Source organism: Buttiauxella agrestis ATCC 33320, from assembly GCF_000735355.1.
Classification (GTDB): domain Bacteria; phylum Pseudomonadota; class Gammaproteobacteria; order Enterobacterales; family Enterobacteriaceae; genus Buttiauxella; species Buttiauxella agrestis.
Genome location: NZ_JMPI01000047.1, coordinates 23780 through 35614 on the forward strand (window position 1 = coordinate 23780; position 11835 = coordinate 35614).

11 protein-coding genes are annotated in these 11835 nt (G+C 45.7%); 5 read left to right on the top strand and 6 right to left on the bottom strand.

Annotated features, from left to right (window positions below; all coding sequences use genetic code 11):
- Window positions 1-588: 588 nt before the first annotated feature.
- The 5 genes from GBAG_RS14420 to GBAG_RS14440 are packed head-to-tail and all read right to left on the bottom strand — an operon-like array spanning window position 589 to window position 6027.
- Entirely contained in the window at window positions 589-1563 is a 975-nt protein-coding gene (locus GBAG_RS14420) for a fimbrial protein (RefSeq protein ID WP_156104894.1), read from the bottom strand.
- A 3-nt stretch (window positions 1564-1566) separates the two neighbouring features.
- Window positions 1567-4125 carry a fimbria/pilus outer membrane usher protein gene (locus tag GBAG_RS14425; RefSeq protein ID WP_072011188.1) on the bottom strand — a complete coding sequence of 853 codons (2559 nt, stop codon included), beginning with the start codon at window positions 4123-4125 and terminating at the stop codon, window positions 1567-1569.
- Between the two features lie 14 nt (window positions 4126-4139).
- Complete coding sequence (locus tag GBAG_RS14430; RefSeq protein WP_051873727.1) at window positions 4140-4856, bottom strand: fimbrial biogenesis chaperone; 717 nt, start codon at window positions 4854-4856, stop codon at window positions 4140-4142.
- A gap of 54 nt (window positions 4857-4910) precedes the next feature.
- Entirely contained in the window at window positions 4911-5441 is a 531-nt protein-coding gene (locus GBAG_RS14435; RefSeq protein ID WP_034497380.1) for a fimbrial protein, read from the bottom strand.
- Between the two features lie 22 nt (window positions 5442-5463).
- Window positions 5464-6027 (bottom strand): fimbrial protein, encoded by a 564-nt coding sequence (locus GBAG_RS14440; protein WP_034497383.1) that lies wholly within the window; start codon window positions 6025-6027, stop codon window positions 5464-5466.
- An 809-nt stretch (window positions 6028-6836) separates the two neighbouring features.
- Here GBAG_RS14440 and GBAG_RS14445 point away from each other — a divergent pair.
- Window positions 6837-7268 (top strand): hypothetical protein, encoded by a 432-nt coding sequence (locus GBAG_RS14445; RefSeq protein ID WP_051873728.1) that lies wholly within the window; start codon window positions 6837-6839, stop codon window positions 7266-7268.
- 75 nt (window positions 7269-7343) lie between these two features.
- The gene (locus GBAG_RS14450) at window positions 7344-7883 is read left to right on the top strand and encodes a DUF2058 domain-containing protein (RefSeq protein ID WP_034497387.1); all 540 of its coding nucleotides are present in this window, start codon (window positions 7344-7346) and stop codon (window positions 7881-7883) included.
- 93 nt (window positions 7884-7976) lie between these two features.
- On the opposite strand, the gene GBAG_RS14455 is transcribed toward GBAG_RS14450, so the two are convergent.
- A complete protein-coding gene (locus GBAG_RS14455) occupies window positions 7977-8768 on the bottom strand; it encodes an MBL fold metallo-hydrolase (RefSeq protein ID WP_034497390.1) in 792 nt (263 codons plus the stop codon).
- 134 nt (window positions 8769-8902) lie between these two features.
- On the opposite strand from GBAG_RS14455, the gene GBAG_RS14460 reads away from it, so the two are divergent.
- The 3 genes from GBAG_RS14460 (at window position 8903) to GBAG_RS14470 (ending at window position 11812) form a co-directional block, all read left to right on the top strand.
- On the top strand, window positions 8903-9256 hold the full coding sequence (locus GBAG_RS14460) for a DUF1294 domain-containing protein (protein WP_034497392.1): 354 nt from the start codon (window positions 8903-8905) through the stop codon (window positions 9254-9256).
- A 283-nt stretch (window positions 9257-9539) separates the two neighbouring features.
- A complete protein-coding gene (locus tag GBAG_RS14465; RefSeq protein WP_034497395.1) occupies window positions 9540-10724 on the top strand; it encodes an OmpP1/FadL family transporter in 1185 nt (394 codons plus the stop codon).
- Between the two features lie 137 nt (window positions 10725-10861).
- The gene (locus GBAG_RS14470) at window positions 10862-11812 is read left to right on the top strand and encodes a hypothetical protein (RefSeq protein ID WP_034497399.1); all 951 of its coding nucleotides are present in this window, start codon (window positions 10862-10864) and stop codon (window positions 11810-11812) included.
- The last annotated feature ends 23 nt before the right edge of the window (window positions 11813-11835 follow it).

An 11835-nucleotide genomic window follows, 5' to 3' on the forward strand; every position in this document is an offset into this window, starting at 1 on the left:
AGGACTTTTACACAGTGACTTGGTTCGTGTGACCAGGATCGTAATGATTCCCGTGTTCTATTCTCGTCAGACTTAAACTGGGGCTACTCATGAACGACTGATGGTATCTGTGATGGTACACAGTGAGAGTGGACTCACTAAATAATTTATTATCAATGCGTTAAATATAGGTTCGATTCCTGTAGGGACACCATTTCTTAGTTACCCGACATTTCCCGCCGTAACCAAAACCCCATAAAAACTAGCAGCAAAGCCAATCCTTTATTACCTGACGTTACCTGTTGTGGATGGACTACAACCCATCAACCCCCACGCATCTTTCCAGTCAGCGATGCGTTTTATTCAATACGCGGATAAGCTAGAACGCTGGCGAATGGAATATAATCATGAAAGGACACATTCATCATTAAATAACATAATTCTGGCTGAATTTATCCGAAGCATCAGGAAAGGCGAACGTCTCTAGTATAGAGACGAACTGATTTTGGGCCAGGATCAAAACATCAGCGCTAAAATCTGATATGGATTTCAGCATAGGTCTGAGATAACGGAAAACCGCTTCCAGGAAAGTGGCTTTATTCACATTGCTTACAGGTAATTAAAATGTAGCGTTGCAGCAACATTCACTTTCCCCGCTGAGGTGGTTGGGGCAATTTGAATATAATTGGCGTGTAATGGAATAAGCAACGTTCCAGTTTCCGCATTGTCCAACTCCCTGCCCATAATCATAAAAGGAATATTAACGGGTATTATTCTCTTTTTGTACCAAAATTGAACACCGACCCCTCTGGCCGCATCATCAGACTTCTCAATATTTAAAATCCCCGCTAATGAATTAAATGCATCACCGTTGAGGGTAAGTGATATTAAATGCGGCGTTGAATTGCATTCCAGAGATAATGGAATTAATGTCTGGTCATTTGGAAGTGATTTTTTAGCGCCAATGGAAGCCAGTTTTTTAGACGGAAGATGGACAATTAGCTGAGGCAGTTGAACATTACATACAGGAGCAGGGAGCGCTGTGGAGATATGCAGGTTAATGATATTATTCAGTTGTTTTGTGTGAAAACTTAAGAGTGCCTGTTGATGAAACTGCAATACCCCGTGTGCTTTGATTTCTCCCGCCGTTCTAACCAGCTCAATTTTCAATGTAATATCTTTCGTCTTAAGAGGCTGATTCTTGTAAACAGGCATTCCGTCATGAAATGGTAATTTTTTTAACGAACGATAGCTGTCATGATAATTGACACCATAATAAATTCGAACCCCGACTCCATCGATTGCCGTAGGATAAACACCTCTTCCGCTTTCGCTACCCGTGAGCAACCCTGAGACCATCAATATGTCTGAGCTATCGGCACATGAAAGATCGCTATTATTATGTGTCAGTTCTGAAAGTTTTTTTGTTTCAGAATAAAGCACTGAACCTGATTTTTGAGTGTTATTTAATCTCAGGGTGGCGTGTAACTGAACATCAAGGACATGGTTTTCATTATTACCCGCACAGGAAAACGCACGGGGGACGATAAAAAAACAAATCAGTAATGATAGAATTATTTTCATGAATTAGTCGCAATTTAACGTAATAATATTAAAGTTACCTAAACGACTGGCATCAGCGATATCATACTTTGCCAGGCAGGTTTTTCCATGGTCATAAGTAACAGACAACGTGCCTTTCTCTTTGACGCCGCTGATATAGACCTGACCTTTATCGCCAACATAAAATACGCGCTGATTATCCTCAGCAGTACGGGCGACAGCCCCGAAGGGGATTTTCTCGCTGTGGTGAAGCAATGTCACCATCATATTTTCGCCAGGATGTGTCTCAAAGGGTACTAATACGATAGCATCCCTTGTCGGAATGACGGATTTAGACATTGAACTGATATTATTAATTGCAGAACTTTGATTGGTATCGAAAGCCACATCATCTCTGCTGTAGACAGACATATCCGGTTTGATGGCATAGCCAAAATAATCGGTATGAAGTCCTGTTCCCCCTGCTATCTGCGCACCACTCACTCCTGGCGTACTGATTAACGCCATCGCACCGGTAGAATACTGGCCCAAAGTGACTCCGCCGGAATGAACAATTAAGCCACCATTGACTGCCCAGGATGCTTTATTCTGTGTTGTTTCGTGAGCATAACCTAAATCAGCTTCTCCCTGATTCCCTGTCCAGGCAACATTGACGCTACTCTGGCTATTTTCAGCCTGACTATGATTAAAACTTTCCCCCGTCTGGAAAGAATAAGCTAACTGATCGTATTCAAGTGCTTCGCCCGACAACCCTGTCTGGAAAGAGGTATTTCCATGTAAATCGCTGGTTGCCATGTTGGTTATTGTCTGCGTGTGAGACGAAAATACCGATAAAGGTATTGATACCGAGAGAGCCACTTGTTTATCATTTTCAAAATCTGAGTCAGAGTCTTCATTTTTATTCGCGCTGAACGATAAAGAAACCTGAGCTTTGCTCACCGGGAAGTTTAAACCCGCCTGATAATTGTCTGACTCACTGCCATCGTAGTAAATATTTTTGTTAAGAGATAAATACAGACTCCACGAATCAATCAAAGCCTGATTCACAGAAAGGGTATATTCATATTTCTTCTGTTTATTATTATTGTCAAGGGTCATCGCGTCTTCAAGCGTGGCATACTCTTTGGAAGCATACCTTGTACTGGTTTGGATATCTGTTTCAGTGGAGTCAATATGGCGGGAATAACTGATACGGATATTTTTTCCGGAATACGTACTATCATTATTTACTTTCTTCGCCCGGGATAAAGTGACATCTGTTGAAACAGCCCCCAGTATCCCGAGATCGGCGCCAATACCCATATTCTCAGCAAAAAAATGACTATCACTCATTTGCAGGCCATTCAGTAGAGTTAATCCCCAGGGTAAACCATATGAAAGGTTGTATTGTGCGATATTACTTTGCTGACTTTCGCTATGCCCCTCGAAGGGAGTGGAATTATCTGGATAGCGCCGTTCTGTATCTTCTTTCTCCGGCGTACCGGTGGACTGTTTATCGTGATAGTGACCCACGGCAAATGCATATTTTAAAGCGCCTTCTCGTTGTAAATTCTGCATCGCGGAGTAGGTTTGCTGCAGGTGAGTCTCCTGACCGTTACTTTCTTTTATGGTGATATCCAGTTCCCCGCCGGAGGAGACGGGAGACAAATTATCAATAGTAAAGGGGCCGGGAGTGACATTGATCTGTGTAAGCGTATTACCCTGTTCTTTCACTGTCACGGTGGCATTGCTTTTAGCAATGCCGTGGATAACGGGCGCGAAACCATTCTGACTTTCGGGGATCATGCCGGTATCCGTAACTAACTGAATCCCTTTTATTTTGATGCTGTCAAATGTATCCGCCGTTGTATAAGTATCCCCGGCGGAAAACTCACTTTTTAATGCCGGTACCGTTCGTTCAATATAGGTGCCAATATTGTCAAAATGTTGCTCATCGCCACTGCTTTTTTGCCAGGAAGATAAGCTTCGCAGCCTCCAGGCTCCCAGATTAATGCCTGAGACAAGGTTCAAATAGTTTTCCTGCGCGTCATTCCCGGATGACGATGCATCTGTTTTGGAACCAGAGTATTGATATTCAACTAACAATGCCGGAATCCCTTCATCCCACTCTGAGGGCAATATGTCATCTTCATTTTTTCTTAACATAAAAGCCTGCGGGAATGTGATATCAAGAGCCATCTGATTCGGATTCAGACGTGATGTCGATTCCGGCGCAGCTTGTTGAATAAAGACACATTCATCAGCTTTACTCCCGGAGAACCTGTAACGCAATGCAGAAATATCCACTCCCAAAGCAACATAGTCACTTTTAGTCAAGCAGGGCTGGAGTGCCGAGTTTTTATCTTTCTTTAATAATATCGGCATCAGTCTGTAGCTTTTATCACCATTGATAAAAACATGTAAATGGCTGACGCCTTCTTTTAACATTGTGGACTGTATTTCTTCGGTGCTTGTTATATCAGGAGCGTCATCGAAAGAGTGTAATAACGCCGGGTCATAATAATTATTTGCGTACGCAAGTTGACAGCTTACTGACAGGATAAGGGGGACCGGAATACAACGCGTTAATCGTGCAAGTGACATAAAAGTTAAGCCACCTAGTGTATTACTGTTGAGTAAGACTGCGACGGAATACTGTAATCATTGATACCACTCCATGTTACTGCAATGGTATCCGTATTTTGTGCAGCAAGGCTAAATACTTTTCGTCCAAAAGGGGGCACTACTGTGTTATTTGTTTCAATAGAGACCACTGTTTCTTTATTATTTAATATGAGCCTGTTCATAACTACATAAAACGGTGTGTTGTTAACTGCTGCCACTGATTGTTTACCATCTCTTTTCCATATCAGACTTTTAATTGCCGCGACAGAAGTTCCCTGCAACCCCGCAGGGCGGTAGAAGACTTTAATTCTGTTACTGACGGCTAACAGCATTTTGTTATTCAATTCCTTTTCATTTTCTGAAACGGCTGGCACGGTTTTGATGTTTAACCATAAAAGACTTTCTCTGTCTTTCGGCAGACCTGCACCAAAATAAACCAGCTGGATGAGGTTTTCGGAATTTGGCTCCATCTGGAATAAAGCGGGTGCAATCATAAATGGAATTTTTATACCGCTAAGTAAGGGATTACCTTTAGTATCCAGCCACGTCTGAACTAAAAATGCCCGCGTATCATCATTTTTCAAAGATAATGTGGTATCTGATTTATCACCTTCATAGACCAGACGATTAGAGCCGAGTTTTAAACTAGCGTTCACTGATAATGAACAGAGTGAAAAAAGAATTAATAGCGTAGTGATTATTTTATTCATGAGGGGCTCAGCAAAAAACACAGCCCCGATCAGAACTGTGTTATTAATATTAAATTAAAGGTAATTAATGTGGATCTGTGCAGTCGCTTTGATTTTGCCTGGCTCGGCAGTACTGTTGGTTTCTTTAACAGGATTTATCTGGAATTCGAAGTTGTGTTGACTTTCTGTTCCACCTGTTTGCGTCGCTGTGCCGGTATTAGGCGCAACTATTGCGTTGTTTTGCGCGCTGATGAATGCAATGCCAACATGTTTTGCGTAGCCGTCACCCTGGGTAATACCCAGCAGTTCGGGATCGTTGGCATCAGCCGTACCGATTATTGAAGCGCTAACTGTGCCTGGCGAACACTCGGTGGCATTGATTACCAACAGTGTCGCATTCGAATCTGCACCTTTGCTTTTAACGTAAGCAGCGTCATGCATTTTATCGAATGAAACTGCATTGATAACAACTTCTTGAGACAGTGCCATCTGACAGGAGTTTTGCGTAATTTTACCAGTTGCTTCAAATGGAAGGTTACTCGGGTCTGCCGCGTGAGTAATTGGTGATAATAATACCAGCAGAGTTAACAGTGATATTTTTTTCATTTTATAATTATCCTTAATTAATTCAGAGGTAAACGATTTGAATTTGTCCATTAATACGAACATCACCCGCACCCGGCGCGTCGGTGGTTTTTACCAGTCCAGGCCATGCCTGAACGTTGAATGTACCATCTGTTTTGGCGGTATATGCTGAACTTGGTGTGCCTGGGGTAAGCTTGACTGCACTGGCACCATTCCCTAAAAACATCAGCAAACCGACATGTGTTGCAGGTGAGTTTGTGGAACCATTGGCAAGTGCATTGGCATCATCAGCATCTGCGGTACCTAGTAATGTCACGGTAAATTGCTGTTCTGCCGCGCAGTCAGACAAATCCAGCGTGGGCATCTGACCGGAGGGAGTAATCATATTTGTTGAATTTGCCGCGGTGCTGATTTCCAGTTTTGAAATATCAGTATCAGCAAAGGAGATCGAAGTCGGGAAGCTTACTGTGCAGCCGCCCCCGGTGACTTCTCCTTCAATATTTATGGTTTCCGTCAGACCATCAGCACCAAAAGCAATGGAGGATAATCCAGCTGAGACTAATAAAAGGCTTAACGCTAATGCCTTTCTAGTTTTATTTTTATTCATACTAATTTTCCTTGTGTTTATTATTTCCCAACTTCAAAGCATTTATTTTCGCTAACTATCTAATTTATCTAACAATAGTAAGCTAACACTTGTATGACATGATCTCTTTATATATTCGCTCCAAAAAAAGACCATTTTTTAATAGTAATAAAACTTCACTACTAGTAGCAGCCAGTTTGATCGTTATGCATTCCCGCTGATTTTTATCAACAGCAGGCGCTATCAGCCGCTTCGGAAGCCCGCCTGCGGGAACCTTTTTTGTAATGCGGTACCGGATTGCGTAAACTTTTGGTCATGCAAGCCAAATAGGCAAAGCCGATTGCGTACCATCACATACATTAGGCGGGAGCGCCCTGCCAGCCACCTGCAACATGATTTCCGACTGCGAGGCGTTCTGCGTCTTTGGTTTCTTCCGATAAATTCCTGATGCCGTCAAAACCGGTAATTTTCGCAGCAAATTCTTCTTTTGCGAGTCACGTCGCACCACATAAATGCAACGCTGAAAGCACTATAATTCCACTTGTCACCTGAAAACCTCCGGGCGTATTCTCTCTGTGCACCAGCAAAATCTGGTGTCGGGCGTAGGAACCCGAATACTCTCTACGGCGATATCAAGGATTTAGCGTCTTTTTGATTGTCGCAGCACTCGCACACCTTTATCCTTATCAACGGTGGTGCTGATGGGGCAACCTTCGGGTTGGCCAGCTATCGTAGAGAGTCTGGTATTCCTACCCCCATTAGCGCCACCAACTTGAGCGTAGGAACTCTTGTGGTGACGATTTAAATAACTCGCTACGGAGATCACCAACATGATGTCAGCTCAAACATTTTCTGAGGCGCAATGCGGCGGCGCCCTGTATTCCCAAATTTCCGCCAGCATGGATCTATTCCAGCTTCTCGACACGTGCGAATCCCTTGCCGACGAACTGATCGAATGCCATTCAGAAACTGAACAACAGGCGCTTTGCGGGCGAATCGCACATTGTCTGGAGGTGCTGAAAACGACTTTTGTCCAGCCACTGCCCGGCTACCTGGTCGAATGCCTCACCGTTGGAAAAGAAGCCAAAATACAGGTGAATAACGACTCAGAAATACAGCGCCAGTATTGCCATGCATTGACCCAGACATTATTAAGTCGTGCCCATACGCCTGAAGTTAACCGCGCCTTAACCGGCATGCTGTTTGATTTGATTAATGACCTGGTTGAAGACCTGCAGGCACCGCGCTTTCTGCGCGATTAAGTAGGGTTGTCTGACACAGCCTCGAAAATAAAAGGTATAATCTGCGGTATTACTTTATTGGATTTAGAAACGATCATGACAAAACTCACGTTACAAGAGCAGATGCTCAAAGCTGGATTAGTCAGCAGCAAAAAAATGGATAAAGTGCAGAGAACGGCCAAAAAATCGCGACTTCAGGCTCGCGAGGCAAGAGAGGCAGTGGAAGCCAATAAAAAAGCGCAAATTGAGCGCGATAAACTGCTGAGTGAACAACAAAAGCAGGCAACGTTATCTAAAGAATTAAAAGCTCAGATTAAACAGCTCATTGAGATGAACCGAATTGTTATATCAAAGGGCGATATTGGATATAACTTCACCGATAATAATCTGATTAAAAAAGTGTATGTCGATAAAGTGACTCAGGCTCAATTAATTAATGGCCGCCTCGCTATTGCACGTCTGGTTACTGATAATAACCCTGATGGCGAATACGCTATTATCCCCGCAAGCGTCGCCGATAAAATCGCGCAACGTGATGCCAGCAGCATTGTATTAAATAGCGCACTTAGCAAAGAAGCTCAGGATGAAGAAGATCCGTATGCTGATTTCGTCGTACCTGACGATTTGATGTGGTAAAGGTAATTGCCAGTCACATGGCGTGGCAGGCATAAAATTAGAAGGCAACGGGGTGACCCATTGCCTTCATTGCAAACCAGACTAAAAAATAAGTTACTCAAGACAGGCAATATATTTTTCACCTGAACGTCGCACGATCTCATCTGCGTTTTTGGTAATGTCTTTTCCTTCAAACGCCCCGTAGAGTTGCGCAAATTTCACATGACTCAGGCGGTGCGTAATATCGCTGACGGTCGCAGCCGATAGCGGCAGCATATTCGGGTAGCTCCACATGAACGATACGGCATTCGCGCCCGGCGTGACCTGGATAATATCTCCGGAAAGCAGTACCCCTTCGCCTCGCGTCCAGTGAAGAACGCTGCCACCGGCGAAGTGCCCGCCAAGACGAATTAAACTGACATCAGCAGTCAGCTTAAGTGTGTCACCTTCCCAGCGAGTAATGTAAGGACTGTCGCGCATGATCCACTTGCTATCACTGGCGTGCAGGTAAATCGGCGCGTCAAATTCAGCGGCCCAATCCTGCATCGTGGTGTAGTAATGAGGGTGTGAAATGGCGATGGCCTTTAAGCCACCGATGGCAGAAATCAGCGTTTTCGTCGCGTCGTCGAGATTAGCAATACAGTCCCACAGAATATTGCCTTCCGGCGTTCTCAGAATAAAAGCGCGCTGACCAATCGCAAAATCTGGAATACTCTCGATGCTAAAGAGGTTGCTCTCGAACTGCTTCCATTTGTTCGTATGCGCAGCTCTGACGGCGTCAAAATCGACCCATTTCTGCCCTGAGACAGGAATATACTGCCGCTCGTCTTCGCAAATTTTACAGTGTTCTGGATGGGAATCGGCTATCTCATAGGATGTGCCGCAGGCTTTGCATAAAGTGATCATTGCTGCTCCAGTATCCGATAAACATTGTCAGCCTGGCACAGCGATACATCACAATGTGTCAGTTAGTGCTTCCACCCGACTGTATCGGGTATCATTCAGCCCCAATATTCCTGATAACTTCTGTGGCTACTGGTATGAATCTCAATCGCTTCTGTTATTTTCTGCTGGCTTTAGCGGCTGCTGGAAGCCTATTTACGCCGCATCCCTGGGTCATGTGGCTCCTGCTCGTCAACATGCTGACGGTGGTCGTTTACGGCGGGGATAAAATGGCGGCCCGCAAGGCCTGGCGCAGAGTTCCTGAAATTACCTTGCTGATGTTTGGGTTGGTGGGAGGATGGCCTGGCGCGATTGCGGGTCAACAACTCTTCCGCCATAAAACACAAAAGCAGCCTTTTAAAGCCTATTTTATCGTCAGTGTGATTTTGAATATCTCAGTACTGCTGGCAATTTATCAGCTCTACCCGTTTTCTTCTTTTTTCACTTCCTGAACATTATCCCTGGTCACAGACTGTTGAAAATACCTCAGTCTGAATGACCTCAGCCCTACTCCCAACCCCAAATTTATTATTAAACGTATCTCTTGCGCCCAAAGCACAAACTGCACTTATTACAACATTTCTATTCCGTACCCTCGCGCCCTCCTCATTCTGGATTGAATAATCCCAACGCTTTGAAGCAACTGCATCTATATTTTTTATGCGACCTATTTTAGATGGAGATAACCATGAAACAGCAAATACCTGGTTTTAAAAAAAGTACGGTAGCAGGCCAATGAAGAAAATCACCGTTTTATGCTCAGGGCTGCTGTTCTCTTCGCTCAGTCACGCCAGTGCGCTCTATTTTTACGAAATCGGTACTGAAGACACGGCTCTTGCAGGTGCCGGGCAAGCCGCTCGTGCTGGCGATGCCTCAACAATTGTGACTAACCCGGCGGGCATGACGCGTCTACCCGACCATATATTTACCGGCGGCGTGCAGGCGTTAGGCGGGAATATTGATTACCAACTGGATAATTCATCACAGCAAAGTCCGGGCAACGTCATGAATGTCATGCCCAACGCGAGTGGATTCTACAGCCAGAAAATTAATGACGATTTGTACGCCGGTATTGGGTTATACGGCAATTACGGTTTAGGGATCGATTTCGGTAATTGGGCTGGCGATCGCTTAATCAAAAAAAGCACGTTGATGGCGATGACGCTGAGTCCTTCCCTCGCCTACAAATTAAGCGATCGCGTTTCGGTGGGCGCTTCTGCCAACATCAATTACGGCTTCCTGTCATTAACCCGCAACGTTGATGGCGAGGACGATAAACAAAAAGATCATGACTGGGCGATGAGTTATCGCCTGGGTTTGTTGATGGAGCTGACAGACCAGACTCGCGCGGGCGTGACCTGGAACAGCGAAACTAAATACGATTTCAGCATCGACGGCAAGGCCCGTTTGCCTAACCTGCCCAACGTGCAGTACGACTTGCCAATCACTGCGCAAGTGAATGCGCCGCAGCAAATCATGGTGAGTCTGGTACATGACATCAACAAACAGTGGTCGGTGATGGGAGATTTGGGCTGGCAGGACTGGAGTCGCTTTGGCGCACCGCAGGTTAGCGTTGTCGGCCAGCCGCTCGATAAAACCAACCGGATGAAAGATACCTGGCATACTGCGCTCGGTGTGCAATATCGCCCGACGGATCAGTGGCGTCTGAATGCAGGTGTCGCATTTGATAGCACACCGTACGATAGCCAGAGCAACGTGGCGATGACCATTCCAACCGGCGATGAGTGGCGCTTTGCCACGGGGGCGCAATACCAGTTAACCACGGCCAGCAACGTGGGTTTTGCGGTGGAATATCTGCACATGCAATCCTCTAAAACCCAGACGCCAGAGATACTTCAGGGCAGCTACGACCACCCATATCTTTGGTTTGCGAGTGTGAACTACAGCTATCAGTTCTAAACTTGACTTACCGGTGTAAACGGTGGATGACGCTGTGCTTATCCACCCTACAGCACCCTTTCGTAGGTCGGATAAGCGCAGCGTCATCCGACACAATCGGCGTAACTTTGTCAGCAATCAGGAGGCGACGAGCAACTATGACATTTCCGTTACCCGGCGCCTTCATTCTGCTGGGAGCGTTGCTCTCCAGCCCGCTGTGCTTTGCTTTAGACGGCAGCCGTCTGAAGCATCGGGCTGATGCCGTGCTCACCCTGATGAGTTACACGGTGGTGCCCGACATTACCGCCAGCGACCTGAATGTCGACAGCGGAACCAGCGAAAGTAATGAGCTGACCATTACCCAATTTGGCGGCGGCGCTACCATGAGCCAAAGTTTTCCCATTTATCTCGAAGGAGCAATGAGCTACAGCCGCTATGACCCTCAATTTGTTCTGACCAACGGTGAAGAAAGCCGCAAAATCCCGACCCGCTGGAACAGCCTGACCGCTACCGGAGGCATTGGCTGGGATTTTCACTTGTACAAAGATAAATGGGGCGGAAATCTGGTGTTGCGCCCAATTGGTAATGTGATGCTGGGCACCATGGCGAGTGACTTACGCATTGGCACCTACCTGGTGGAACAGCGTCTGGACGATGATTTTAAATTTCTTGATGGTGGCCGACTCAATGCCTATGGCCTCGGCGGTGCGTTAATGCTCGATTACGAGTTATTTTCCAAACCTCAGGATATTGATATTGAGTTACGCTACTCCGCAATGAGCCTGCAATCATTTGGCAGTACCACAAAAACCGTTCAGGGTCAGGCGAGTGCCGAAAACCTCGGTATTTATCTGCGTCGGCGTGCGCCGATTTCTGACTGGACGTTACTGCAAAAGCCGCTTCGCTATGTTCTTGAGGGCGCACATACCGAATATCTTGGTGAACAACGGGGGCAACTCGGCTTTAACAGCTTGTCCTCCGTGGGGGTTGGCCTGGAGCTTGATAGCAGCGAGTATCGCGTTTTTGTTACCCGTACACGCCTCGTTGCACGTTATATGTTTGGCGATAACACCACGGGTTATGGTCTGGGTTTGGCGATGAGTTTTTAAAATACCGAAGAAACAAGCAGGTT

Coding starts and splice junctions, on each gene's coding strand:
- GBAG_RS14420 (WP_156104894.1), bottom strand. CDS start 1,563: ATGAAAATAATTCTATCATTACTGATTTGTTTTTTTATCGTCCCCCGT.
- GBAG_RS14425 (WP_072011188.1), bottom strand. CDS start 4,125: ATGTCACTTGCACGATTAACGCGTTGTATTCCGGTCCCCCTTATCCTG.
- GBAG_RS14430 (WP_051873727.1), bottom strand. CDS start 4,856: ATGAATAAAATAATCACTACGCTATTAATTCTTTTTTCACTCTGTTCA.
- GBAG_RS14435 (WP_034497380.1), bottom strand. CDS start 5,441: ATGAAAAAAATATCACTGTTAACTCTGCTGGTATTATTATCACCAATT.
- GBAG_RS14440 (WP_034497383.1), bottom strand. CDS start 6,027: ATGAATAAAAATAAAACTAGAAAGGCATTAGCGTTAAGCCTTTTATTA.
- GBAG_RS14445 (WP_051873728.1), top strand. CDS start 6,837: ATGATGTCAGCTCAAACATTTTCTGAGGCGCAATGCGGCGGCGCCCTG.
- GBAG_RS14450 (WP_034497387.1), top strand. CDS start 7,344: ATGACAAAACTCACGTTACAAGAGCAGATGCTCAAAGCTGGATTAGTC.
- GBAG_RS14455 (WP_034497390.1), bottom strand. CDS start 8,768: ATGATCACTTTATGCAAAGCCTGCGGCACATCCTATGAGATAGCCGAT.
- GBAG_RS14460 (WP_034497392.1), top strand. CDS start 8,903: ATGAATCTCAATCGCTTCTGTTATTTTCTGCTGGCTTTAGCGGCTGCT.
- GBAG_RS14465 (WP_034497395.1), top strand. CDS start 9,540: ATGAAGAAAATCACCGTTTTATGCTCAGGGCTGCTGTTCTCTTCGCTC.
- GBAG_RS14470 (WP_034497399.1), top strand. CDS start 10,862: ATGACATTTCCGTTACCCGGCGCCTTCATTCTGCTGGGAGCGTTGCTC.